This is a genomic window from Gimesia chilikensis (genome assembly GCF_007744075.1).
Taxonomy (GTDB): domain Bacteria; phylum Planctomycetota; class Planctomycetia; order Planctomycetales; family Planctomycetaceae; genus Gimesia; species Gimesia chilikensis_A.
Genome location: NZ_CP036266.1, coordinates 8,056,472 through 8,080,508, shown reverse-complemented (window position 1 = coordinate 8,080,508; position 24,037 = coordinate 8,056,472). Strand labels below are relative to the sequence as shown.

At 54.5% G+C, this 24,037-nt stretch carries 22 protein-coding genes; 14 read left to right on the top strand and 8 right to left on the bottom strand.

Annotated features, from left to right (window positions below; genetic code table 11):
• Positions 1-88 precede the first annotated feature (88 nt).
• The 4 genes from HG66A1_RS30850 to HG66A1_RS30835 all read left to right on the top strand — a co-directional run bounded on the left by HG66A1_RS30850 (position 89) and on the right by HG66A1_RS30835 (position 3,835).
• Positions 89-1,609 carry a DUF4339 domain-containing protein gene (locus HG66A1_RS30850; protein WP_197996894.1) on the top strand — a complete coding sequence of 507 codons (1,521 nt, stop codon included), beginning with the start codon at positions 89-91 and terminating at the stop codon, positions 1,607-1,609.
• 36 nt (positions 1,610-1,645) lie between these two features.
• Positions 1,646-2,116: a hypothetical protein gene (locus tag HG66A1_RS30845; protein WP_145193277.1), complete on the top strand. Its 471-nt coding sequence runs from the start codon at positions 1,646-1,648 to the stop codon at positions 2,114-2,116.
• A gap of 255 nt (positions 2,117-2,371) precedes the next feature.
• A complete protein-coding gene (locus HG66A1_RS30840) occupies positions 2,372-3,451 on the top strand; it encodes a DUF1559 domain-containing protein (protein WP_145193275.1) in 1,080 nt (359 codons plus the stop codon).
• A gap of 69 nt (positions 3,452-3,520) precedes the next feature.
• Positions 3,521-3,835 (top strand): hypothetical protein, encoded by a 315-nt coding sequence (locus tag HG66A1_RS30835; protein ID WP_145045584.1) that lies wholly within the window; start codon positions 3,521-3,523, stop codon positions 3,833-3,835.
• Between the two features lie 18 nt (positions 3,836-3,853).
• Here the strand turns inward: HG66A1_RS30835 and HG66A1_RS30830 are convergent, their stop codons facing one another.
• Positions 3,854-4,303 (bottom strand): hypothetical protein, encoded by a 450-nt coding sequence (locus HG66A1_RS30830; protein ID WP_145193273.1) that lies wholly within the window; start codon positions 4,301-4,303, stop codon positions 3,854-3,856.
• Positions 4,304-4,406: 103 nt separating this feature from the next.
• Positions 4,407-5,594 carry a ribonuclease D gene (locus HG66A1_RS30825; RefSeq protein ID WP_145193271.1) on the bottom strand — a complete coding sequence of 396 codons (1,188 nt, stop codon included), beginning with the start codon at positions 5,592-5,594 and terminating at the stop codon, positions 4,407-4,409.
• Positions 5,595-5,933: 339 nt separating this feature from the next.
• Here HG66A1_RS30825 and HG66A1_RS30820 point away from each other — a divergent pair, with 339 nt between their 5' ends.
• On the top strand, positions 5,934-6,650 hold the full coding sequence (locus HG66A1_RS30820; RefSeq protein WP_145443282.1) for a flagellar motor protein MotB: 717 nt from the start codon (positions 5,934-5,936) through the stop codon (positions 6,648-6,650).
• A gap of 40 nt (positions 6,651-6,690) precedes the next feature.
• Here the strand turns inward: HG66A1_RS30820 and HG66A1_RS30815 are convergent, their stop codons facing one another.
• The 3 genes from HG66A1_RS30815 to eno form a co-directional block, all read right to left on the bottom strand.
• Positions 6,691-7,023, bottom strand: a complete 333-nt coding sequence (locus tag HG66A1_RS30815; RefSeq protein WP_145193267.1) for a hypothetical protein — start codon at positions 7,021-7,023, stop codon at positions 6,691-6,693.
• 253 nt (positions 7,024-7,276) lie between these two features.
• The gene (locus HG66A1_RS30810) at positions 7,277-7,819 is read right to left on the bottom strand and encodes a septum formation initiator family protein (RefSeq protein ID WP_145193265.1); all 543 of its coding nucleotides are present in this window, start codon (positions 7,817-7,819) and stop codon (positions 7,277-7,279) included.
• A gap of 324 nt (positions 7,820-8,143) precedes the next feature.
• A complete protein-coding gene (gene eno, locus HG66A1_RS30805) occupies positions 8,144-9,418 on the bottom strand; it encodes a phosphopyruvate hydratase (protein WP_145193263.1) in 1,275 nt (424 codons plus the stop codon).
• Between the two features lie 483 nt (positions 9,419-9,901).
• Between eno and HG66A1_RS30800 the strand changes: the two genes are divergently transcribed.
• From HG66A1_RS30800 to HG66A1_RS30770, 7 genes are all read left to right on the top strand, one after another.
• A complete protein-coding gene (locus tag HG66A1_RS30800) occupies positions 9,902-10,951 on the top strand; it encodes a phosphatidylserine decarboxylase (RefSeq protein WP_232106717.1) in 1,050 nt (349 codons plus the stop codon).
• On the top strand, positions 10,938-11,819 hold the full coding sequence (pssA, locus tag HG66A1_RS30795) for a CDP-diacylglycerol--serine O-phosphatidyltransferase (RefSeq protein WP_145193261.1): 882 nt from the start codon (positions 10,938-10,940) through the stop codon (positions 11,817-11,819). The genes HG66A1_RS30800 and pssA overlap by 14 nt, the downstream gene beginning before the upstream one ends.
• A 54-nt stretch (positions 11,820-11,873) precedes the next feature.
• Positions 11,874-12,491: a riboflavin synthase gene (locus HG66A1_RS30790; RefSeq protein ID WP_145193259.1), complete on the top strand. Its 618-nt coding sequence runs from the start codon at positions 11,874-11,876 to the stop codon at positions 12,489-12,491.
• Positions 12,478-13,398: a 16S rRNA (adenine(1518)-N(6)/adenine(1519)-N(6))-dimethyltransferase RsmA gene (rsmA, locus tag HG66A1_RS30785; protein WP_145193257.1), complete on the top strand. Its 921-nt coding sequence runs from the start codon at positions 12,478-12,480 to the stop codon at positions 13,396-13,398. The genes HG66A1_RS30790 and rsmA overlap by 14 nt, the downstream gene beginning before the upstream one ends.
• 112 nt (positions 13,399-13,510) lie before the next feature.
• Positions 13,511-14,995 (top strand): IMP dehydrogenase, encoded by a 1,485-nt coding sequence (gene guaB, locus HG66A1_RS30780; RefSeq protein WP_145193255.1) that lies wholly within the window; start codon positions 13,511-13,513, stop codon positions 14,993-14,995.
• Positions 14,934-16,166 (top strand): hypothetical protein, encoded by a 1,233-nt coding sequence (locus tag HG66A1_RS30775; RefSeq protein ID WP_145193251.1) that lies wholly within the window; start codon positions 14,934-14,936, stop codon positions 16,164-16,166. Before guaB ends, HG66A1_RS30775 begins: the two co-directional genes overlap by 62 nt.
• A 152-nt stretch (positions 16,167-16,318) precedes the next feature.
• On the top strand, positions 16,319-16,723 hold the full coding sequence (locus HG66A1_RS30770) for a hypothetical protein (RefSeq protein WP_145193249.1): 405 nt from the start codon (positions 16,319-16,321) through the stop codon (positions 16,721-16,723).
• Between the two features lie 12 nt (positions 16,724-16,735).
• Here the strand turns inward: HG66A1_RS30770 and HG66A1_RS30765 are convergent, their stop codons facing one another.
• The 3 genes from HG66A1_RS30765 to HG66A1_RS30755 all read right to left on the bottom strand — a co-directional run bounded on the left by HG66A1_RS30765 (position 16,736) and on the right by HG66A1_RS30755 (position 20,402).
• Entirely contained in the window at positions 16,736-17,857 is a 1,122-nt protein-coding gene (locus HG66A1_RS30765; protein WP_145193247.1) for a glycosyltransferase family 4 protein, read from the bottom strand.
• Positions 17,858-17,860: 3 nt separating this feature from the next.
• The gene (locus tag HG66A1_RS30760; protein WP_145193245.1) at positions 17,861-18,835 is read right to left on the bottom strand and encodes a sugar phosphate isomerase/epimerase family protein; all 975 of its coding nucleotides are present in this window, start codon (positions 18,833-18,835) and stop codon (positions 17,861-17,863) included.
• A gap of 70 nt (positions 18,836-18,905) precedes the next feature.
• Entirely contained in the window at positions 18,906-20,402 is a 1,497-nt protein-coding gene (locus tag HG66A1_RS30755; RefSeq protein WP_145193243.1) for a hypothetical protein, read from the bottom strand.
• Positions 20,403-20,746: 344 nt separating this feature from the next.
• Here HG66A1_RS30755 and HG66A1_RS30750 point away from each other — a divergent pair, with 344 nt between their 5' ends.
• The gene (locus HG66A1_RS30750) at positions 20,747-21,751 is read left to right on the top strand and encodes a CNNM domain-containing protein (RefSeq protein WP_197993723.1); all 1,005 of its coding nucleotides are present in this window, start codon (positions 20,747-20,749) and stop codon (positions 21,749-21,751) included.
• Positions 21,752-21,969: 218 nt separating this feature from the next.
• Positions 21,970-24,015, top strand: coding sequence for a methionine--tRNA ligase (gene metG / locus HG66A1_RS30745; RefSeq protein ID WP_145193239.1), 2,046 nt, complete (start codon positions 21,970-21,972; stop codon positions 24,013-24,015).
• Positions 24,016-24,037 lie beyond the last annotated feature (22 nt).

The window sequence follows — 24,037 nt, the reverse complement described above, 5'->3', positions numbered from 1 at the left end:
GGCAACTAGAGCACGGGCCTTGTGCGCGCAGTTCCAGAGACTCAGGCACAAATTCACTTTAGATCTGTCACAGATTGTTAGATAAAAAATGGCACAGGACAGCTGGTATTACAGGCAGTCAGAAGAAACAACATCTGGTCCCATCTCTTTCGAAGAGCTGTTTTCCATGGCTCATGCAAGAAAGCTGACGCCACAAATGGAGGTCAGAGTTGGTGAGGGCGGGAACTGGTTTCCCGCAGCAGACATTGGAGGGTTGTTCGACGCACGCGAGTCAGGGGAGACCGAACTCTCTCTGGACGATTTTTCGATCGTGGACTCTTCGTTCGGGATGGAAGAGAATGCGAACTTGCCCTCCATGGAAGGTTTCTCAATCGTCGAAGAGGAAGATAAGCTTTCTTCCGAGCTCGAATCTCAACTCCCCCGCTTTGCCACTTTGGAAGCGGTGCGGAGCAAGCATCAGAAAGTGCAGTGGTACTGCCGGGTGCTGAATCATGAACTCGGGCCGATGTCAGCCGAAGATCTGATGCAGATGCTGTTTGATGGCGAACTGGCACCCAACGATGAGGTGAAGTCATCTGCAGAACCGGAGTGGGTTCCTGCGCGAACGGTGGTCTTCTTAAGTTCATCGGGAAGTGACCTGGACGTCATTGATGCGGAAGATATGGATGCAGACCAGATCGTACCGACGTCCGGCGAAACGGAGACCGAAGAGGCAGAAGCGGAAGTTTCTGAATCATCCAGGAAAAAGAAAAGCAAGAAAAAGCAAGCAAAAGAAGAAGAGAAGAAAGCAGCAGAGCCACCCAAGCCACCGATCCTGAAGTTGCGGTCCCGTCAGAAATGGTACTGCAAACTGGGAGGCATGGGTTACGGTCCAATCGAAGCACACAAAATCAAAATGTGGGCGGAGCAGCAGCGTGTCGAACCCACCGATTTGCTCAAGCTGGGTAGAAAAGGGGAGTGGTTTGAAGCCTGGCAGATTGAAGCGTTACAGTTGAAAAAGCCCGAGCCGAAGAAAGAGGAAGCAGCAGCTCCCGCGGAAACGGAGAGCGCTGAGGCGACGACCGCTGCGGCAACTCCCGCAGCTGCTGTTCCACCGCCGGCCAGTAGTCCAGCTGCCTCTCCAGTTCCGATGGCTGCCACTCCTCCGCCGTCCCGTCCCGCCAAGCCGCAGATCAAAGTCGCCCGTTCCAATCCATTCGAGGCGCTGGGGCCTATGATGGATCCCAAAATTCTGGGAGGTGTAGGCGGAGCGATCGTCTTGGCTGCAATTCTGTACTTCGTCCCACTGGGAGACCTGTTTGCCCCCGGCGGAGATGCTGAACTGGCCAAGTTCAAAGCGATCCACCAGGAATTTCTGGCACTGCAACAGAAGCAGGCCAGCGATGCCGAGTGGTCCAGTTTCAAGAACAAGGTCAAATCAGAGATGGACCCCCTGATCAAAGAGCTCGAATCGAGTGCCGGTTCTGATCGCCCTCAGCTCCAGCAGATGCTCTGGGCGGGCCGCGATTATCTGCCTGGGATGCTGGACAATGCACGCACCGAACCAAGCCCCGACCAGGAAAAATTTGAGAAGCATCTCAAAGAGGCAGAACGCATTATTAATGAATGAGTTCGCTATTTAAATTACTGAATCAGGAACACGACCATGCGCGTCAGCGACAAGAGAACCCAAAAGTCACAGCTGGGAGCCGCAGCGCGTCGCTGTGTCGCAGGGATGCGAGCGGTCCTGATTTTAATCGCAGGAGTGATGTTTCACTCAAGTTCTGTTTCTCTGGCCGATTCACTCAGCAACACAGATGGTAAACACGATGGAAAAGCCGAGCTGAAAAAGCTGCAAGAGGTATATCAAAAATTTCTGGCCCTGCAAAAATTGCAGGCCAGTGATGCAGAATGGGAACAGTTCAAAAAACAGGTCCAAGGTGAATTGAAACCGGTTGTCAAATACCTGAGTGAGACTGCTTGTTCGGAATACCCGCATCTACAGCATATGCTGTGGGCAAGCAGAGACTGGTTACCCAAAATGCTGGATTCAGCAAGAACGACACCAAGTCAAGATCAGGTGAAGTTTGTCAAGAATCTGAAAAGGGCCGAGCAGCTGATTAATAAAGGAAGCTAATAATTTAGTGTCCTGCTGGGGATCTAAATCAGACTGCGTCAGTGTTCCGGAGACAGACCTCATTTTTGAATCCGCCTACTTCTCAACGGTCTTCCCCAGTGCTACAATTCACTGCGTGGACAAATGGTGAATAACCGAGTTTTCCTTCCGATACTGGTGTGAATGGACTTTCTCACACCACGGTCATTCACCGCAACCCTCCCCAGTTCCCGCCAGAGTTATTCCTACCATCCTGCAATTGAGAGACAATTTATCATGAACGTACACTTTCCCTCTCGAAAGAACAGAGGTTTTACCCTCATCGAATTACTGGTTGTGATTGCCATTATTGCCATTTTGATTGCCCTGTTGCTGCCGGCAGTTCAGCAGGCGCGTGAAGCGGCCCGGCGGAGTGCCTGTAAAAATAATCTGAAGCAGCTTGGTCTGGCGATGCACAATTACCACGACACGCATTCGATTTTTCCACGTGGGAATTTCGAACGCTATGATGCGTCTACTTATGGGTATGGAAACTATTCCTACTTCTCTTTTTCTGCCCAGACGATGCTCCTGCCGTTCATGGATCAGGCACCGTTGTACAACCAGTTCAATTTTTCCCTGGCACCCAACCAGGGTGTGAATGACACCGCGAAGCGGGCTGTGATTCCCGCGTTTCTATGTCCTTCGGATACCCGTCGAATTCTGAATGGCGGCGGCTATGGTCTGGGACCAGGTAACAGTTACGCGGTCAGTTCAGGTCCTTCGGTTTACTGGTTTGGATCTGCTCCTTCGACGAACACGTCACCTCAGAACCTGCAGCATCAGGTGGGTATGTTTAACTACCGGAAGACGGTTCGTCTGCGTGATATCATCGACGGCAGCTCAAATACAATCGCTGCCAGTGAGATTATGATGGGTGACGGCAACAACAGCACCACCCTGGTTGACCGTGGCGACACAGTTCGTGGTGGCAGTCGTGGCAGCACCGCGAGTTCATTCCCTGCATTGTCCGATCTCAAAGGCTGGGGAGCTTCATGCCAGGCCATGATCAGTACCCTGCCTGCTGCAACGGCTCCCCGGGGTGACACAGGATCGAACTGGGTTTATGGAAACGGGGGACTGACCGTGTTCAATACCCTGCTCAATCCGAATTCACCTTATCCCAACTGCGTTACCTGTGTTTCCTGCGGAACGAATGATGCCCCCGGCCTCTTTCCTGCACGCAGTCGGCACACGGGTGGCGTGCACGTGCTGATGGGCGATGGGGCAACCCGGTTCGTCAGCGATAACATCGACAACACGACCTGGCAGAGCCTGGGCGGGATTGCCGATGGTCGAGTGCTGGGCGAATTTTAATCTGTACCGATGCCCGTTTTACTCGAGCCTGTTCGAAAGCTGAAACTTCATCACTGGAAAGCGTTCTCTATGAAAACCTTATTTGCCCTTCTGGCCTGTTTATTTCTGATCTCTCCTCTGGCCAGTGGATGCTCCGGAGAAGAAACACCACAGGCATCCAGCGCGGATGAGATTATCAGCGGCTTTAAGGATAACCTGAAAGTCGTGGTTGATACTGGTGAGGGGGGCAGCGGTCTGGACTTATTGCGGTCTCAGTACGAACTGCTCCAGCAGCAGGCGCCCGAAAAAGCGAAGGCGGTCGAACAGGATTTTCAGAAGTTGATGACCACGTCAAAACCGGACGAACGGAAGAGTGCGGCAACAAAAATCATGAACGCGCTGTAATCGCAGCCGGACGCGTTCTTACACGTCCGGTTGGGGTGGCGTTTTTTTGAGCCAGATCAGCATGCGGGCCGGTGAGGGATCTTCTCTGAGAAGTCCTTCCACCTGGATGAATTGATTCTTCCGGATGCGATAGGCGAATGATCGTGGCTGGGGCTGCCGTTTCCCTTTGTTCGGACCGGCGGTCACTTCCAGATCAAAATAAACGAAGACGTTGACATCTTCCATCCGCTGTAAGCGGAATTGCGCCTGGTGCTCGTGGATCAGTTTGCCATTCAGGTCAAATACCCGCACGATGGATTTCTTGCCGATGATTTCCTGTTCCACCTGCAGTGGAGACCCATTGCCGGCCTGATCATTGCGGACCCATTTTCCTGCGACAGCCTGATAGTCATCTTCCGGCGCGGGTTCCGCTCCCAGGAGGGGCGAAGCCAGCATAAGTATGAGGGGCAGTATGCGAAGGAGTTTCATCGGCATTCCTGACTCTGTTCCTGGTAGAATGAAACGATCCACCGGCAGAGTGAGGAGACCACCGGTACAACGTGGCGATTGTACAGGTTTGAGCTGATTGTGCCTAGCTGAGTCTTTCGAAATGCAGCGGATGATCCGATTCCGGATCGGCGACACGCATGGAGATCTTGCCGTCCAATACGTCAGTGAGCAGATCACCGCAGACTTCCGCCCGCCAGCCTGTCATCAGGCGAGGCCTGTCGTCGCTCTGCTCTCCATACACATGATAGCGGACCAGGTGCCTTAAATCGGATGTCGTTCCCACCAGCGTCTGGGAAACATTCATCTCGGCACAACGGTTTGCCAGGGCGATTCCCAGCAGTTTACCGATCACCTGCTCATCCTGATTCTGCTGCGTATTGGGATTTTCCTCCAATTGCGGAAGCTGGTCATTGGGAAGCTGCAGGGCTTTCTCAATTCGTTGAATGACCTGGGGAGCAAGCTTGAACATGTTCTTGCGATTGAGATCGCGGGTGGCGGTCAGGTCCTGTGGTGTCTTGGGTTTGCGTTTGGCCAGTTCGATTAACAGGTCGTCGCGGAGAATCCGACGGACCGGCTGGTTCTTGTCCTGGCCAACTTCATCGCGCCAGTCAAAGAGTTCGCGGACGATGGCCAGTTCCCGCGGCTTCAGTTTGTGCAACCCGGAAACGCGGCGCCAGTTTTCGCGGTGGAATTCGGAATCGACTTCATCGATCATCCGTTGAAATTCCGCCTGGGCCCATTCGAGACGGCCCAGGTCCGTTAATTCTTTTTCCTGGATCTTCCAGATACGAAGGACGTATTTGACGTCGTCGAGAGCGTATTTGATCTGCTGGTCGGTGAGTGGTCTGCGGCGCCAGTCCGTGCGGGTCTCTTTACTGCCCGCTTTCTCTCCCAGCACACGGGCGACCAGTGCGGTATAGGAGATGGGAAAGCTTCGCGAGCGGAGCCCTTCGGCAATTTGCAGGTCGATCAGCTTTTGTGGTTTCTTGCCGGAGAAGTGGCGGCAGAAACGAACTTCTTCGCGTCCGCCGTGCACGACCACCGTGGTGGTATCGTCGGTCATGATGTCCCACCAGGGAGTCAGATCATCTACTTCGTAGGGATCGACGGCGACCGTGCGTCCTTCGAAGGAAAACTGCAGCAGGGAAAGTTCAGGGCGATAAGTGAATTCGGAAACGAATTCCGTATCGAATGCAACGATGCCCGCATCCTGAATCTGATCACAGAGTGCGACCAATTCCGACTGCTGCACAATGAGGGGGCTCGACATTCCTTGACCACTTCCTTTTCTTTTTCCAGAAATTCCCGGATTTCTCTGGCGCTGATGTTCTGATCGGTTGCTGCTTACTTAACTCCTAATGTTGTAGATATTTATTGTGTTCGTCAATGATCTAAGGGGCATTTTGTTCGAGGGAGGGGATTTGCAGACCCCCGCCGGAGGTGACGGGGAGGGCCTGTAAACCCGCTGAACAGGGCCGGTTTGAGAAAAATCCGCCAAGTTTCGCGGCGCCGCATGACGATTCTGGTGGTAAGCGGCGCTGGAATTCCGCGTGAGCGGCAGATTCTGCCGAATCTATTTATCTTCACTCATTTTCAGGAGCAGACAGTCATGGAAGACGATGGTCCACCGGGAGTCCCCGAATGGGTGGTGACTTACGGTGACATGATGTCGCTGCTGCTGACGTTCTTCATCATGCTGGTTTCACTGAGTGAAATCGTGAATGATGAAAAATTCCGGTCGATCCTGGAGTCGATTCAGTCTTACACGGGTTATCGTACCGGCCCCATTTCGCCTCCCGGAAAATATTTTCCGATGAACTCGATGATCGAGCAGATGAGTATGCTGGGGGCGTATACCGACAGCCGGGAACGGGGACGCGGGGGAATTAAGACGAAGGCCCTCGAAGGCAAGGATGTGCGTATCTATCGCTTCCGGGAAGGAGTACCGGTTCCTGTTGGGAAGACCCTGTATTACGGTCAGACCCAGGTAGACCTTGACGAGGAACGTAAAACGAAGCTGGACGAGATGATTCCGGAGCTGGCGGGCAAACCGAACAAGATCGAGCTGCGGGCTCATACGTCGGTGAAACCTTTGCCTCAGGATGGCCACTACAATGACAAACTGGTACTGACTTACCAGCGGGGGCGAGAGGCCATGCTCTATCTGATCCAGAAAGGAATCGAGGCCAAGCGGATTCGCATTACCGCTGCCGCCGATTACGAGCCTCCTCTGCAGACCGGGGATGAGAAAACGCAGCAGATGGACCGTCTGGATGTGCTGCTGCTGGACGCGTTTGTCGATGACTACGTCGGCCCCCGCAAATAGTACGGAGGTCGAGAGAAACTGGACGTGTGCTTGAGTGAGCTTATTCGCCCAGCATCTGATCAGCGACACGTTGCAGATTGCGCGAGGAGCGATCCTGCATTTTGAGGATGTGAGGTGCAGCGGCTTCTTCGTGTGACTGATCTATACGGGTAATGATCCCGGGTGCCAGTGGCACATACATGGATGAAACACGGGCCTTCATGCTGTTTTCTTCTGCTTCGTGCATTTCCTGATCCTTATTCTGCATTTCATCGAGAACGATGGGATTCCAGGTCGCTTTTCTTTGATCGGCTGAAACGTAGTGCATCCGCGCCCAGCGTCTCAGTCTGAATTCCGTTAACAGAGAAGTCCTGGCTTGCTTATCTGTATCCATTCTGTGATGCCCTTCAGGGTTGAAACGTCATGAAATAACTACTAATCAAATCGTCGCGGCTTCGGGATTGTCCGAACTGAATTTGATTTCTGCTGCCGGCTTTCAGCGAGATAGAACGACAGAGAAGCTATTCCAGAAAAAATCCGAACAACGTGGTTCCTGGGAAGAAAGGCTAGGATCACAAAAACGAGATCAGGTGTTGCAGACGTGGCGTTTGCTGCATTCGTGTTATTCCTTACAGTCGGAACTGGGGTCAGTCCTCATCAGCTTCCGATTCCGAGACGCGGTATCGAGAGAGGAACAGCGACACAAAGTCTTTAGTGGAACGGGTTACGTGCTCCAGCTGATGGGACTGTGATTCATGCAGAAACGTAAAAGACAGCAGTACGATCACCCCGGCGGTCAGCAGCAGAGAGGAGCGCACCTTGTGATTTTCACTGACCATGCTCAACATGGGTACGTACCAGGCGCGACTGGTGACCGGGATTTTCTGACGCGGATTCCATTGAGGCAGATCCAGGGCCAGATCGGGGTCGACGGCAATCCGCTCTTCGCCTGGTCGGACGGCATCAAAGTCGACCCGCGCGACTTCAGAGCGAAACTCAGGATCATGCTCCAGCGAATGGGCGATCTGTTTCAGGTATTCAACCTGATTTTCCAGCGTCACCAGCTGGACCTGGTTCGAGAGATACTCATTCCGTAGCTCAAGGTAGGCCAGGTACCGCGGCGAAAGGACAACCGCAGCGAACAGACTCGCGGCGAGGAATAACAGCAGCCAGAATGTCAACGAGATCATCCAGCCGATCCCGGATTCTTCGTGCTGGTGCTGTCTGTGAGTCACGATGTTGATGGCCGATACAAAAGGGACACGATCTCTGCAGACGTCGGGCGCAGAGCTACCTCATCAAAATCGACAGGGTTGCACAGGTTTCTCCAGACCCTGTTAAGCTGTGGCGATTGTCGCGGCTGTGTCTATGGTGCCGGTTGGCTTGTACTCAGCAGAAATGAAATGAGACGGGGCGGCGAATCGCATCCTGCAACTCATATCCGCGCATAAAAAACTCCCCTCGGAAACATGTTCCGGGGGGAGCTGTTCGTCTCAGAGTTGAGTGGAATCAATTCAGGAGATGGTACCGCCGAAGGTGGCTTCCTCTCCCAGAATCTCTTCGATTCTCAGCAACTGGTTGTATTTGCAGATCCGGTCGGTCCGGCTGGCGGAACCGGTTTTGATCTGACCAGTGCAGAGAGCAACCGCGAGGTCGGCGATGGTGGTATCTTCTGTTTCGCCGGAACGGTGGCTCATGACGGCGGTGTAACCGTTGCGTCCTGCCAGTTGAACTGCTTCGATGGTTTCGGACAAGGTGCCGATCTGGTTGACTTTCACCAGGATGCTGTTGGCAACCCCTTCGTCAATCCCCCGCTGCAGACGTTTGGGGTTGGTCACGAACAGGTCGTCGCCGACCAGCTGGACTTTGTCGCCGATCCGTTCGGTGAGTGCTTTCCAGCCTTCCCAGTCGTCTTCTGCCAGACCATCTTCGATGGAGCAGATCGGGTACTTTTCAACCCATGAGGCGAGGAAGTCGACCATACCTGCGGAATCGAATTCGCGACCTTCGACGGTGTAGATACCGGTTTCTGTGTTGTAGAATTCGGTAGAAGCGGCGTCGAGGGCGATTTTGACCTGATCGCCGGCTTTGTAACCTGCTTTTTCGATCGCGGTCAGAATGACGTCGATGGCGTCTTCACTGTTGGGCAGATCGGGAGCGAATCCCCCTTCGTCGCCGACGGCGGTGCTCAGACCTTTGGAGGAGAGCACTTTCTTCAGCGAGTGGAAGATTTCGGTTCCGCAACGCAGAGAGTCGCTGAAGTTGTCAAAGCCCAGGGGCATGACCATGAATTCCTGCAGGTCGATACCGTTGCTGGCGTGCTCACCACCGTTGATGATGTTCATCATCGGGGCGGGGAGACGGTTGGCACCAACGCCACCCAGGTAACGGAACAGGGGCAGGTCGGAAGAAGCAGCTGCTGCATGTGCGGCGGCCAGCGAACAGGCCAGAATGGCGTTCGCACCCAGGCGTGATTTATTTTCGGTGCCATCCAGGTCGAGCATGACACGGTCGATCAGCAGCTGATCGCAGACATTCAGGTCAACCAGTACGTCGGCAATTTCGGTGTTCACATTCTGAACGGCCTGCTGGACACCCTTGCCCAGGAAGCGGTCTTTTTTATCGGCGTCGCGCAGTTCACAGGCTTCGTGCATCCCTGTGCTGGCACCGCTGGGAACAGCGGCTCGGCCTACAACTCCATTTTCCAGCTCGATATCCACTTCCACAGTGGGATTCCCGCGACTGTCAAGAATTTCACGGGCATGAACGGAACTAATGGCAATACTCATCGGTTTTGTTTCCTCTAAAAGTTCGACAGGATGAACTCGATCTGTTGATTTCGCAACACATCAACATAATTTGATATTATTTGGCGTAAAGCAGCATATTTTTAGCAGAAAGCCGGAGTAACCTCAAACGATTGCGTTTAGATTAAATGAATCTTTACCCGAGCTGTGGATACCAGCCTGTCTGGAATGTGCTCAAACTCTGACCAGGCTTACAGATGCAACGTGGCTTCCCTGCCCGATCAGTAAATCGCAGGCAGACCCGGATTCGGCCAGAAGTATCAAACAGAGACGCTGCACGGATTTTTTCGATTCGACCCGTTGCCCGCGAAGAAAACAGATTAAAAATAGTGATGAACGAGGGCGTATCTCGTCAGCCAGCCGGGATCCTGTTAAACTGGGACGTTCTAAAGCAGGGACCAGTTCGGTCTCTGAAACCGTTCCCGAAATGATCAGCAGCACGCAATTTCCGAAATTCAAGACCTTATGAGTTCAACTTCATCAGACGTCAATCCACCTGCCACCGGTCAGCCTTATTCCCGACGGGAAGTCCAGCCCATGGATCCGCAGCTGACGACCATTCAGCCGGGTGGGGGAATTATTATCAATCTGGAAATGCTCTGGGGCCGCTGGCGGCGATTCTGGTTGAAGACGTTTCGCCCCGGTTACGTGAAAAAAATGGAGAGCACACGAAAGGGGGACTTCAATCCCTGTCCGCATGATGTGCTCGATCCCCGCGACCTTAAATATCATGAGAACCAGGGAGGCTACTATTGGGAGGAAGCGGACGACCCCTTTGCGTATCGCAGCCGACTCCCCTTTGCCCGCGAAGGGCTGGCCGAACTGTTTGTTCTCTCAACGCTGTTTTTCGGTGGTGCCGCCCTGCTCACCGGCGTGATTTTATCCGGCGTCGTTACCGGTGTGCTCAGTTACATCGGCTGGTTGCTGGTGCTGACGCTGGTATTGTTTGGCATGGAGATCGTCTGGTTCTTCCGGAACCCCCAGCGGGCGATCCCTGCGGGTGAAGGTGTGATTGTGTCTCCTGCGGACGGGACCTTCGATACGATTGAAGAGATCGCGCATCACGAATATATCGGCGGCCCGGCGATCGAGATCGGCATCTTCCTGTCGATTTTCAATGTGCACATCAACCGCATGCCGGTTGCCGGTAAGATTATCAAACTTGTGTATCGACCCGGGAAATGTTTGAACGCGCTGCGACCGGAGTCAACGCGGTTAAACGAGCGGTTGGAAGTCTATCTGCAGATGCCCGAGCCGACCAACCGACCGATGCTGGTGCAGCAGATCACCGGTGCGATAGCGCGGCGGATTGTCTGTCGCCTGAAGCCGGGCGATGAATTAACCAAGGGGGCGCAGTTTGGTATGATTAAACTGGGTTCCCGGACCGTGATTGTGTTCCCCCAGGAAGAAGGACTGGAAATCCTGGCGAAGCCGGGTGACAAGTTGAAAGCCGGTTCGACCACTCTCGCGAAATATGCAGAGTCCCCTACTGAGGCCTCCAATGAAGAAGCGTAAACTGATTGCCGTTCTACCGACGTTGTTGACGCTGGGTAATGCCGCCTGTGGTTTTGGCGCGATTACCTATGCGGCCAAGGTCGGACCGGAATATATGGGGCACGTGACCAGCGGTGGTCTGACCCGCATGCTGGGAACTGCACCGGGGGTCTATAACTCTTTTGAAAATCAACACCTGTTTATCGCTGCAGTGCTGATCTTTGTAGCGATGCTGTTCGACGCCCTGGATGGCAGTGCCGCCCGCTGGACGAATCAGACCACGGAATTCGGTGCGCAGCTCGACAGTCTGTGCGATGCGATCAGCTTCGGAGTGGCCCCGGCGTTTCTGATGCTGCAGATGATTCAGTTTCGTACCCAGATCTATCATCCGCGTCTGCTATGGGTGATCGCGCTGTTGTTTGCGGTCTGTACCATTTTGAGGCTCGCACGCTTCAACGTGGAAACGGATGAAGATGATTCACACGAAGGGTTCAGCGGCCTCCCCTCACCGGCGGCAGCCGGCGTCGTGGCTTCCTTTCCAATCGCGATGCGCGGCCTCTACAAGCTGGCAGAGACGAAAAATGGATCGATGCAGTCCCTGTCGGAGTGGTTAATTACCGGCATCGGCTGGGCCCTGCCGCTGATCACACTGGGGGTCGCGGCACTGATGGTCTCACGCGTGCATTATCCGCATGTGTTTAACCAGTTGTTCACTGGCCAGCGGAGCCGGCGGCATGTGATTCAGCTCGTCTTTTCGCTGGCCCTGATCTTTCTGGTGCAGGAGCTGGCGGTCCCGGTCCTGTTCTGTTATTTCGCGTTTTCGTCCCCAATTCGGGCTTTTTGGGAAGAAGTTATCTCTGGACGACTATACAAATCCAGAGAAATTTGAGAAACTGACTCGTTTAATTCCCCTGTTTTTAGAACGCCGAAGGTACTGTCGCCGATGTTTACGGGACTGGTCGAGGGGCAGGGTACCGTTCAACTTCTCGAAAAGAACGGTTCCTCCATCGATTTGACGCTGAAGATTCCGGAACTCATTTTACATGAGGCCCAGATCGGTGATAGTGTGGCCATCAATGGCTGTTGCCTGACGGTGGTGGAGATCGCCGAGAACTCTCTGAAGTTCCAGGCGGGCGCGGAAACCCTGGCGAAGACCAACCTGGGGCTGTTAACCGTGGGCGATGCCGTGAATCTGGAACGCCCGCTGGCAGCAAACGGACGGCTGGGTGGTCACTTCGTTCAAGGTCATGTGGACGGCGTGGGTTCGATCAAATCGATCGACCGGGACGGCGAATGGATCACGATGTGGTTCGAAGTTCCGGAAGCACTGGCTTTGCAGATGGTTCCCAAGGGATCGGTCACCGTGGATGGCATCAGCCTGACCATAGTGGGCTGCGAAGCATCCTCCTTCAGTATCGCGCTGATTCCACATACACTGGAAGTGACGACGCTGGGGCAGAAGCAGGTGGGCAGTATTGTGAATATTGAAACCGATATTCTCGGGAAGTATGTGTCAAAGCTGGTTCCCTTAACACTTGATGGTATCAATGAAAGAAGATGAAAGGCAGACTCGATCTTATTTAATGCGGCTCTTTGAGCGGCATGGCTTTAACCCGCGCTCTGATCTGGGCCAGAACTTTCTGATCGATCTGAATATCATCGAGTACGTCGTTGAACAGGGACACATTAAACCCACTGACATCGTGCTGGAAGTGGGAACCGGAACCGGGGGCATGACCACGTTCATGGCCCAGAAAGCCCGGCATGTGATCTCCGTCGAGTACGATCGCAACATGCATACCCTGGCCAGCGAGGCCACGCAGAAGTACGACAATATCACCCTGCTGAACTGCGACGCGCTCAAGAACAAAAACCGGCTCAACCCCATCGTGCTGGAAGAGATTGACCAGCAGCTCAAAGCGAACCCGGGCAGTCACCTGAAGCTGGTGGCCAACCTGCCTTACAACGTGGCGACGCCCATTATTTCGAATCTGGTTGCCTCGGATCTGCCCTGGAACCGGATGGTGGTTACGATTCAGTACGAGCTCGGTTTGAAAATGTCGTGTAAGCCCGCGACTTCAAATTACGGGGCGCTGTCGGTCTGGTTGCAGTCGCAGTGCTTCGTCAAGCTGCTCAAGAAAGTGGGACCTACCGTCTTCTGGCCCCGGCCCAAGGTCGATTCGGCGATTGTCCAGTTGACGCCGAATCCGCCCCTGAAACAGAAGATCGAGGACCGGGTCTTCTTTCAGGATTTCCTGCGGCGCGTCTTCCAGCATCGGCGGAAACTGATGCGGAGCACGCTGGTGGGGATGTACAGCAAACAGTTGAGTAAAGCGGAAGTGGACGCACTTCTGGAGGCGCACGGTTACGAGCGGGAGAAAACCCGGGCGGAAGAACTGACGGTGCCCGAGATGATCGAACTGGCGAATGCGTTCCAGGAACAGATCACACGAAACGCAAACATTTGAAACAGATTGCCCCGTCGGCGGGTAATTTGCCTACAATGTTTCAAAAAAATATATCATCGATTTCGAACACAAAACAGAAAATACATTAAAGAGACCCGTAAGGAGAGGCCCAATGCAAGACCGCATTATCTGTCAGGGAATTACTTTCGACGATGTTCTGCTGCAACCAGCTTACAGCGAAGTCATGCCTTCGGAAGTCAGTGTTGCCAGCCAGCTTACCCGAAATATCCCTCTCAATGTTCCGATTATCAGCAGCCCCATGGACACCGTGACTGAGAGCGATATGGCGATCGGCATGGCCCAGGAAGGGGGCATCGGCGTCATCCACAAAAACATGACGCCGGAACAGCAGGCAATGCAGGTGGATCTGGTAAAACGGAGCGAACACGGCGTGATTGTGGACCCGGTCACACTGCCTCCCGAGGTTACAGTGGCAGAAGCTGCCGAAATCATGAAGCGGAGAAACATCGGCGGGGTCCCCGTGACACAAAATGGGAAGCTTGTGGGGATTTTGACGAGCCGTGACCTGCGGTTTCTCGATTCTCCCGACACCCAGATATCTGAAGTCATGACGAAAGAAAAACTTGTGACGGCTGCGGAAGATACAACGCTTGAAGTGGCTCAGCGGATATTATTGGAAAATAAGGTCGAGAAACTTCTGCTGGTTGACGAAAATTATCAACTGAAGGGGCTGATTACGATCAAAGACATCGACAAGACGATGCAGTTCCCGCTGGCCTCCAAAGATTCACGGGGGCGGCTGCGAGTTGGAGCTGCTGTGGGTGTCCGAGATTATGATCGTGCTGCTTTACTGATTGAAAAAGGGGTGGATCTCCTGGTTGTTGACAGTGCCCACGGCCATTCCGGCAATGTGGTACAGACCGTGAGAGAAATCAAAAAGCGATGGGACATCGATGTGGTTGCCGGTAATGTGGCGACCGAACAGGGTGCCCGAGACCTGGCGGATGCGGGAGCGGACGCGGTTAAGGTCGGCATCGGTCCTGGCTCAATCTGTACAACGCGAATTATCTCAGGCGTCGGTGTGCCGCAGTTAACTGCGATTTCCAATGCTGCCAAGGCACTGGAAGGAACAGGTATTCCGGTCATCGCCGATGGGGGAATTCGTTACAGTGGTGACATTGCCAAAGCTCTGGCAGCCGGCGCTCATACGGTAATGTTAGGAGGTTTGCTCGCCGGTCTGGACGAAAGTCCGGGTGAATTGATTCTTTATCAGGGACGCAGTTTCAAGCGTTACCGTGGCATGGGATCGATGGGAGCAATGGTCAAAGGCAGTAGCGAACGCTACCGTCAAAGTTCAGTTCCACAAGACGGAAAGGATTCCGCCAAGAAACTGGTACCAGAGGGAGTAGAGGGACGCGTACCTTACAAAGGTCCGCTGCAGAATCTACTCTATCAACTTGTAGGTGGACTACGGGCTGGTATGGGTTATTTGGGAGTCCATTCTGTCGCGGAAATGCGAACCGAAGCCAAATTCATTCAGGTTTCAGCCGCAACGGTCAGGGAGAACCATCCGCATGATATTGCAGTCACTCAGGAAGCACCGAATTACACAGCCGAACATTCACCCATGGAATAGTTCGGGTAAGCGATATCTGCTGAGCCTGGCCCTGGTTCTGGGGCTCTCACCATTTACGATGGTCGAGGAAGCGTCCGCCGATCAGGACCCCTTCCTCGGACAGAATCCTGTGCCTGCCAGCACGTGGGAAGAGCTGAAAAGCCGTTCTCCGGAGCAGCGCTGGGAGACCCTGTCGCGCGACAATAAACGCGAACTGAAAAAACAGGAACGCAAAGAACGCCGCGAACAGCGTAAGCAGGGCAAAAACGACGAACTGGAACAGACGCCGGCCTTCCGTCCGATCCCGGATGACATGCCTGTGGCACCTGCGCCCGCCGCGGTCCAGGCTGCTCCCACGGGAGTGAATCCTTTCGCGTCTGCCGGTCCCAGTACCCCTGTCAGCCCGGCACCTGCAGTCGAGCCGTTTAAAACCATTGGCCTGGAAGAGAACTCCTCAGCGCCTCAGGCTCAGAACGTACAATACAAAAGTGTGACACCCGCTCCGGCAGCCACGCCGTCAAAGCAGTTGGTACCTGTCTTTCCGGAAGCGGATGACGACAGCGGTAATTTTATCATGACCCAGAAGAGCTATGACGGGCTGGGCGATGACATTCCCAATGTGGATGGATTGCCTGCCGCACCGGAAGATCTGGAAGACGAAACACCGCACCTGTTGAAACGCATCTCCAACATCAAGCCGTTCTTCGACTACGAACCCGATCCGAAGATCGCCAAGAACGAACCCTGCCGGAACCTGTGTCCCCGCCCCGATGGCAAACCTTGTAAAGCCTCGGATGAAGAAGGGGGCGCGATTCTGGAGTGCCCGCGGGAATTCAAACTGAGCAATGCTCCTTACCCGGGACGGAACTTCTCTGAAAGTATCTATACCTGGGAAGCTTCCAACGTGAACTACAATCCGCTGTACTTCGAAGATCCCAATCTGGAGCGTTACGGTCTTTCCCGTCGCGATCTTGTGCAGCCCTTTGTTTCCATGGGACGGTTTACCGGTCAGCTGATCGCGCTGCCTTACCAGATGAGCATCGACCCGCTCCGCAAACGTATGTATCCCCTGGGATTCTACCGTCCGGGCGAACCGAATACTCCCAAGCGGATCAACGGTGTTCCCTGGAATACCAAAGCCGCCATCACAGAGGGACTTACAGCAACCGGTCTGATCTTTATCCTGCCGTAAGCTGAAGCAGAGTTCCTCAAGCGAGCGTCGGCAGTTGCCGAAGCAGCAGCAATTCGATATTCTCTAAACACATCCTGACTCAATCGGTCAGGATGTGTTTTTGTTTTATCTATGCTTCGAGCTGTTCTGTTTCAGAGAGTGAACTTCGTCCCATGTCCCGCGATTCTTTGAACCACGTTTCTTCCGCCTCACATGACCTGGCGGATGATATTGTCCGCCGCGTTGCTAATGTCGTTGGTGAAGCCGAAGCAGCCACCAAGCCACTGGAACTGGATCCGTATCGCGGTCAGCTGTTCGAACTGTTTGTGATGGCTGACGCCGCAGGCTTCGTCGCCGAAGATGCGGAAATTGATCTCACGGCTGATAACCTTTGTCGTGAACTGGCTGCACTGTGGGGACTGACAGAAGTGACCCAGGATGCGATGGCTGCCCAGTCGAAAATTCCGCCCGCACAGCTGGGAAAACTGCGAGCACTCTGGTCCGTATTGCGGCTCTGGATGGAATGGGACTACGCCTGGAAACGCTGGGAAGAGTTTCATCCCCGTCAGGGCAGCTAAGCACCCGGACGATCAGTCACAGAGTTCCTGCCAGCAGGCATCCATGTTGCGGCTGGCCCGTTCGCTGGTAAAGCGTTCTTCTGCTCGCTGTCGCGCGTGCTGAGCAATGCTTTGACTCAGACTCTGATCATGCAGTAAACGCTGTATCGCTCCTGCAAGTGCCGTTGCCTCGCCGGGAGGTACCAGCAGTGCAGAGCGTTCGTGGTCAACGATTTCACAAGTCCCACCCACGTCGGTTGCGACCAGAGGCAGACCGCTGGCGATCGCTTCCAGCAGGACGCGTCCCAGTGGTTCCTGTTTGGCCGGATGGACGAGCAGATCCACTTCGTTCATCAGAAAGGGGATGTCATCACGGTATCCCAGCCGGTGCAGGCGACCTGCCAGACCGGGTTGTGCAAATGTAGTATCCAGGGCATGGTCGAAATCGATGCTTTCCTGTTTCTGTGAATGCCGTTCTCCAACCAGGACAAAATGCGTCTGCTGATCCCCCTGCTCTGTCAGCAGTCGGGCTGCTTCTGCCAGAACGTCCTGTCCCTTACGTAAGCCGATCTGGCCGATGGTCAGGCAGAGACGCGTGTCGGCTGGGAGCCCCAGTTCCTGTTTCAGTGCACCCGTGGCAGGCCGGGGTTGAAACCGTTCGGTGTCGACGCCGTTATAGCAGACGCTGACAGTCTCCGCATTCAGGCCCCGCTTGATATGGAAATCGCGGGTGGCATGGGAGACCGCGAACAGTCTGCGGTTCCGGTTGAGATCCCGGATGGCAGCGCGACTCAGTTTGATGATGTCCCGCAAATGCCCCGAGCAGGGAACCGGCAACTGTTCGGCGAAGGCGCCGGTCAGTCGCGCCATGGACAGGCTGTTGGCGTGCAGCAGATCGAAGTGCTGCGCCTGCAGGACGGGGAGTAACTGTTCCAGCACCGCTTCCCGCGGCAGTCTCAGCCCCTGTTCGTCGTGAAACTGGACCGGATGGCAGGGGATGTCGAGCGATGTCAGTCGGTGCTGCAGGGGACTGTCGGCGAGGCAGAAGGCGGTGAATTCAAATGACCGGCCATGCAACAGTTGGAGCATGGCGAGCATGGAATGTTCGCCTCCGTTCAGAGAACCGAACTCAAACAGGAGTGCGATCTGCTTCACGTCTCATTCTGCTTTCGGGAGCTGGTCGAGTTGCGCCTTGAGAACTGCTTCCCGTGTTTTCCGCAGGCCGGTTTTCGCGACTTCCAGCGGGTCCTGTTCCCAGTACTCGCGGTTAAACAGTTCCAGCGAGAGCACACCCCGGAAGCCGGCCTGGTGAATCATGCGGAAGATGTTGGTGAGCGGTGCCACGCCATCGCCGGGATAAACGCGGTGTGCGTCGTTGATGGTTTCGCGTGGAGGAACGGCGGGGTAATCATTCACATGGAAGACCTGGATGGCCGACCCGCTGAGCAGCCCCAGTCCGGCGAAGTCGGAGCCCCCTTTGTAGATGTGATATACGTCCGGGAGTAGACAGGCCTTGGGGTGGCCGCTTTCAATGGCGACAAACATCGATTCCCCCAGCCGCGAGAGGGACTCGGAGAAGCCCCAGACCTCGACCTGCGGAACGACCTGCATCTGATCGCCCAGTTCAAGCAGTGCACGATACCGTTTGGCAGCGGCGAACAGGTCCAGATCCGATTGTTTGGTGGCGCCGACAGGCGGGGCCGCCATGCGGATGCCGCCGATCTGCTGGAGTGTGTCCATATCCCGTTTGGCCTGTTCGAGACCCGCTTTGCGTTGCGCGTCATCATCGACGATCCACTGGGCGAAGCCGATCGCGCTTTCGACTGTCAGGCCGGCATCTTCAATCCGTTTGCGGAGATCCTTGAGTGAACCCCCTTCTTTTACATACTGATCGATGTCCCGCAGCCAGGGCTCGATGGCATCGTAGCCGGCAGTGGAAGTGAGGTTGATCTGTTCGACGATCCCCAGTTTCTGACCGCGGACGGTGCTGGTATTAAAGCAGTAGGCGAACGGTTCAGCCGCAGATCGCTGGCGTTCCGTCTTCCCGGCGAGAGCGGGTGTGGAGGTAAGACCAGCGGCCAGCAGACCGCCTGTGGCAGCCAGCATTTCACGTCGATTGAGGTTGGTTTGCATGGGGGTGGTTCCGGAGGGCCTGTTGCAGGGTAAGATCACCCCTTAAAACTACCGGAAGGAGTGACCATTTTCAACCTGTTCCCATGCCTCGATCGAAGGCATCCAGATCCCTTTGGAAGAGGCTCATCACTTTATGCAGCGTTTCCCGGTTGATTTTCCAGCTGGGATTATCAACCGTATAGCGATTGCAGTGATCGACGAGCAGTCGATACAGGAACTTAAACAGGTGCCGGGGGACCCGTAACTGGGCGAACTGACCGATCAGTTCCTGTTCTGAAATGGATTCATCAAACAGGTCACGGATGGAGATATTTGCTCCATGATCCGTCGTGCAGGCCCGCACGCGGTCGCTGGCGACGTCGTACAGCGATTCTCCGGTCCAGTCCAGTGATGTGATCAGGTTCTGCTTGTCCAGTCGCGAGCGTTCGTAGAATTCTTTCTCTTCGCGCTGCAGGTAGTAGACCACGTCTGAAGGGAGCAGCAGTTTGAAGGCGACTCCCGGATGTTTGAGCAGTTTGTTATCGAACATCGGCCAGAGCAGATCCCGCATGCGTTCTGCGGAGCCGTTAACCAGGTGAGGTTCGTCGACCCGGTCTACCAGGATCACGATATTTTCGAATCCCATTTTTTTGAGGATCGTCTGAAACTTGGTGAGCAGTTCGTAGCGGTCATCGCTGCGATCCCGGCAGGGAATCGGTTGACCGGCAAGTTCTCGGCGTTCGATGCGCGAGAGGATTTTACGCAAGGCATTTGACAGATGCTCAAAGACCCGCACCTCGCGTGAAACCCGCCAGGATTTCCACATCAGTGTGAGCTGTTTCCAGAGCCAGGGAGTCCAGCCGGCAAACATGATCAGCCAGATCCACCATTTCTGGAAGTCTTTCCAGTTGCCGAGGTAGAAGACCAGGGCGACCGTCACGATGGTCACCAGGAAACCGAGGCCACGTTCCCATTCAGTTTTCCAGTAACTGAATTTCAAACGTTTGCGGAGTCGGTTCCAGCGCTGGACGGCCGGCATATCCAGACTGTGATCATAAAAGGCAGCCAGCAGCAGCAGGTCCCGTTTTTCCAGATGGGTCAGGCTATTAACCTGGGCCTTGGTCACCGAGCGGATATTGTTCTCTTCCGTATTGTCGGGCTCGATCATTTCGCCGATCAACTGGGTCACCCCCAGTGAGAGGATGGCATCCATATGGTCCCAGAGTCGCCAGTGGGAGAGCAGTCGTTCGGGGCGGCGATTGCGGCCCGAGTACCGTTCGCGGAAGCAGTCCAGAAACGGATTGAAGTCATCGTACTCAATGACGAAGACGCGGTTTTCCGGATGCTGGGCATTGTGTTTCTGCAGCTGTTCGATCATCTGCATCCGGATGGCGGTTTTTCCTGCTCCCTTTTCGCCGAACACAACCGAAGTGGAAGGGTTGGCGGGATTGGAAAATATTTTATCCCAGACCGGGTGGTGGGTGCCGTTCAGACAGAATTCCTTGAAAACGTGATCGCTCTGGGCGTCTTCCTGACCAAAGGGGTTTTCCTTGATCCCGTGGTGATCTAAAAATTGCTGAACTTTCATCGGATCTTACTTATCTGAAGTGAACGTGCTTAAATTCCTGATTCCAAGCGACTTAGGTAACACCGCCCCGTTGGGAACATCGAGAAAGCATGCTGTCCGGCCCGCCACTGTGCTACTCTGTCAAAATGAGCAGACTGGGCAATCGTGTTGTTACTAAAACATAGGTCATAGATCAGGAAAATGTAAGTCATCGGCGTGGGTCCGCCGGAAAATAGTGGTTGATTTTCAGTGAGGAATTCATAGCACCTCTTGCAAGATGAGACGTGTTTCAAGAGAATCCAGTTTTATGATGTCTCCAGGGGGAGTACGTCGTTTCTGTTTTGTGTTGAAGGTTGATTCCTAAGTTGAACTGGCTTCCCATTCTTGGCGCGTTGGCACTGTTTGCGATCGGCCTCCGCCTGTCAGCCCTGTTCAGTGGATCCGAGACCGGCTTCTACCGTGTCAGTTTCCTGCGTCTGAATATCGATGCCAACGAAGGCGATCCGATTGCCCAGCGGCTCTGCTGGTTCGCTCAAAACCCCAGCTACTTTGTCGCGACAACACTCATTGGCAATAACCTGGCGAACGACCTCGTCACCATTGCGATTTCGATGGGCATTGCTGCGGTCTTTCAGGAGTCCAGCGGCAGGGCAGAGATTGTGACGACGATTCTCTTTACGCCACTCATCTTCATTTTCGGGGAGCTGGTGCCTAAGAACCTGTATTACCGGGCCCCGACCATGCTGCTCAGACGCTACTGCCGCTGGTTCGATTTCTTTTATCGTGCATTCTGGCTCGTGAGCGTTCCCCTGGTGGCGATCACCCGGCTGCTGGAACAGTTCTCACCGGATCGTAACAAACCCGCCCAGCTGGTGCTGGGACGAAAGCGGCTGGTGAAGGTGCTCGAAGAGGGGCACCTCGAGGGGATCTTGGGTAATGCACAGAAACAGCTGGTACGGGGTATGTTCAATACCGCGGCCCAGTCTGTGCGGAAGGTCATGATTCCCCAGGCAGAGATTAAGGGAGTCACCCGGAGTACCGATACCGCAGACATTATTCAGATGGCACAGCAGAACCAGATTTCCTTCATTCCGATTCGCGCTGCGCATCAGAGTGAGTGGACCTCTTATATCAAGCTGGTGGATCTGATCACGTCGCCCTCTCCGATTATTCCCGCCGTCTATAATATGCCTCGACTTCAGATCGATTACAGCATGCTTGAGGCACTGTATGTGATGCGAAATTCCTCTTCCGCTTTTGGTGCGATCTATAAAGATAATGTGCAGATCGGCATCGTCAGCCAGCTGGACCTGGTGCGGGCCCTCTGTTCTTCGAATGGCCCCCTGCTGATGACTGGTTCGACGTTCTAAACCGTGTGGGGCAGGCCCAAAATGAGTGGATTGCGGGATTGTGCCCGGCGCCGTACAATCGACGCCCTCTGAGAGAACAGGCCCTCTGCCGGTACAGAATTCCACGTTTTCGGGTGCTGCGCTGCTGTTTCAGCTGAACCCCGGGAGGGATCAGGTGTCTGTTCTGATTACAGTAAGTGAATTTTGTCTGATTTCCATTAACCTCAGTCGGGAATATTATGCCACAACGTCGCATCCTGGTCACCGCGGCCCTGCCTTACGCCAATGGTGACATTCATATTGGCCACCTCGTGGAATACATCCAGACCGATATCTGGGTGCGGTTTCAGAAGCTGCGCGGCCATGAATGTCGATTCTTCTGCGCCGATGATACGCATGGCACCGCAATTATGATTCGCGCCCGCCAGGAAGGCCGCTCGGAAGAAGCATTGATTGCTGATGTCCGCGAGAAACATATTGCCGACTTCACTGGTTTCAATATTGAGTTCGATAATTACGGCAGCACGAACAGCGAACAGAACCGCAAGGTCTGTCATCAGATCTGGTCGTCATTGCGCGAAGCGGGACTGGTTCACGAAAAGGAAGTCACGCAGCTGTTCGACGTGCAGGAGAATACATTCCTGGCAGACCGCTTTGTAAAGGGGACGTGCCCCAAGTGTAAGGCGACCGACCAGTACGGCGATAACTGTGACAAGTGTGGCAGCACTTACACACCCGCCGATCTGATCGATCCGGTCAGCACGCTGTCCAACACGACACCGGAACTACGGACCGCCAGCCATCTGTTCGTGCGGATTGAAGACCTGCACGACTTTCTCGATGAATGGACGCAGTCAGGCGATCATCTGCAGTCTGAAGTGGCCAATTATCTCAAAGGTCATTTCCTGAGTGACCCGCTGCGGGACTGGGATATCTCCCGCCCTGCCCCTTACTTCGGTTTTGAAATTCCGGACAGCCCGGGGAATTACTGGTATGTCTGGTTCGACGCGCCCATCGGTTACATCGCTTCCACACTCGAATGGTGTGAGAACAATAACGAAGACTTCGACAAGTGGTGGAAAAATCCCGAAACCGAAGTGCATCACTTCATCGGCAAAGATATCACCTACTTCCATACCCTCTTCTGGCCGGCCATGCTCAAAACATCGGGTTTCAATCTGCCCGAGAAAGTGCACATTCATGGGTTCCTGACCGTGGATGGCGAGAAAATGTCCAAATCCAAGGGGACCTTCGTCAAAGCCGCCACGTATCTGAACCACCTCGATCCTGCCTGCCTGCGTTACTATTACGCTTCCAAGCTGGGGTCGAGACTGGATGATCTCGATCTGAACCTCGACGAATTCGTACAGAAAGTGAATTCGGATCTGGTCGGGAAGGTCGTCAACCTGGCGAGCCGGAGTGCGAAGTTCGTCGCCCAGACGGGGCTCTCCTCTGCTTACCCGGATGACGGGGGGCTGTTCGAATATGGTGCCAGTCGCAGCGAAGCCATCGCGACGGCCTACGAGAACTGCGATTACAACGGCGCGATGAGAGAGATCCTCGCGCTGGCAGATCGGGCCAACAAATACGTTGAAGATCAGAAGCCATGGGAATTGCGGAAAGACGAAGATCGTCAGCAGGAACTGCAGGACATCTGCACGATTGCCCTGAACCTGTTCCGGCAGATTGTGGTGTATCTGACTCCCGTACTGCCCCGCCTGTCAGGACAGACGGGCGAATTACTGAATGATCCCATTACCAGCTGGGACCAGGCTCAGACGCCGCTGACGGGGACCTCTGTCAGTAAGTTCCAGCATATGTTTAAACGAATTGAAGAAAAACAGGTAGACGCTATGACTGAAGAAGCAAAAGAAGATGCGGTAGCCGCTGAGAGTGAAGCTGCGGCTTCGCAGTGGAACGACAGTGGGGAAGCCCTGGAAGCGGAACCAATGTCGGAAGAGTGCACGATCGATGATTTCGTGAAAGTCGATCTGCGTGTGGCTCGCATCGTGGAAGCCAACTCGGTTCCCGAAGCGAACAAGCTGCTGCAACTGACACTCAGCCTGGGTGGCGATGAACGCCGGAATGTATTCGCCGGTATCAAAGCAGCCTACGAGCCGGAAGATCTGATCGGTCGGCTGGTGATCTGCTGTGCGAATCTGAAGCCGCGTAAAATGCGGTTCGGAACCAGCGAAGGAATGGTGCTGGCTTCAGGGCCTGGTGGCAAGGACGTGTTCCTGCTGTCTCCCGATGAAGGCGCCGTACCAGGACAGCGCGTGCACTGATTTAAAAAACGAACGAAGTAGA

Coding starts and splice junctions, on each gene's coding strand:
- HG66A1_RS30820 (WP_145443282.1), top strand. CDS start 5,934: ATGGAAGACGATGGTCCACCGGGAGTCCCCGAATGGGTGGTGACTTAC.
- HG66A1_RS30770 (WP_145193249.1), top strand. CDS start 16,319: ATGTCCCGCGATTCTTTGAACCACGTTTCTTCCGCCTCACATGACCTG.
- HG66A1_RS30775 (WP_145193251.1), top strand. CDS start 14,934: ATGATATTGCAGTCACTCAGGAAGCACCGAATTACACAGCCGAACATT.
- HG66A1_RS30835 (WP_145045584.1), top strand. CDS start 3,521: ATGAAAACCTTATTTGCCCTTCTGGCCTGTTTATTTCTGATCTCTCCT.
- HG66A1_RS30815 (WP_145193267.1), bottom strand. CDS start 7,023: ATGGATACAGATAAGCAAGCCAGGACTTCTCTGTTAACGGAATTCAGA.
- HG66A1_RS30755 (WP_145193243.1), bottom strand. CDS start 20,402: ATGAAAGTTCAGCAATTTTTAGATCACCACGGGATCAAGGAAAACCCC.
- HG66A1_RS30825 (WP_145193271.1), bottom strand. CDS start 5,594: ATGTCGAGCCCCCTCATTGTGCAGCAGTCGGAATTGGTCGCACTCTGT.
- HG66A1_RS30800 (WP_232106717.1), top strand. CDS start 9,902: ATGAGTTCAACTTCATCAGACGTCAATCCACCTGCCACCGGTCAGCCT.
- eno (WP_145193263.1), bottom strand. CDS start 9,418: ATGAGTATTGCCATTAGTTCCGTTCATGCCCGTGAAATTCTTGACAGT.
- metG (WP_145193239.1), top strand. CDS start 21,970: ATGCCACAACGTCGCATCCTGGTCACCGCGGCCCTGCCTTACGCCAAT.
- HG66A1_RS30790 (WP_145193259.1), top strand. CDS start 11,874: ATGTTTACGGGACTGGTCGAGGGGCAGGGTACCGTTCAACTTCTCGAA.
- HG66A1_RS30760 (WP_145193245.1), bottom strand. CDS start 18,835: ATGCAAACCAACCTCAATCGACGTGAAATGCTGGCTGCCACAGGCGGT.
- HG66A1_RS30810 (WP_145193265.1), bottom strand. CDS start 7,819: ATGATCTCGTTGACATTCTGGCTGCTGTTATTCCTCGCCGCGAGTCTG.
- HG66A1_RS30845 (WP_145193277.1), top strand. CDS start 1,646: ATGCGCGTCAGCGACAAGAGAACCCAAAAGTCACAGCTGGGAGCCGCA.
- HG66A1_RS30840 (WP_145193275.1), top strand. CDS start 2,372: ATGAACGTACACTTTCCCTCTCGAAAGAACAGAGGTTTTACCCTCATC.
- guaB (WP_145193255.1), top strand. CDS start 13,511: ATGCAAGACCGCATTATCTGTCAGGGAATTACTTTCGACGATGTTCTG.
- HG66A1_RS30850 (WP_197996894.1), top strand. CDS start 89: ATGGCACAGGACAGCTGGTATTACAGGCAGTCAGAAGAAACAACATCT.
- HG66A1_RS30830 (WP_145193273.1), bottom strand. CDS start 4,303: ATGAAACTCCTTCGCATACTGCCCCTCATACTTATGCTGGCTTCGCCC.
- rsmA (WP_145193257.1), top strand. CDS start 12,478: ATGAAAGAAGATGAAAGGCAGACTCGATCTTATTTAATGCGGCTCTTT.
- pssA (WP_145193261.1), top strand. CDS start 10,938: ATGAAGAAGCGTAAACTGATTGCCGTTCTACCGACGTTGTTGACGCTG.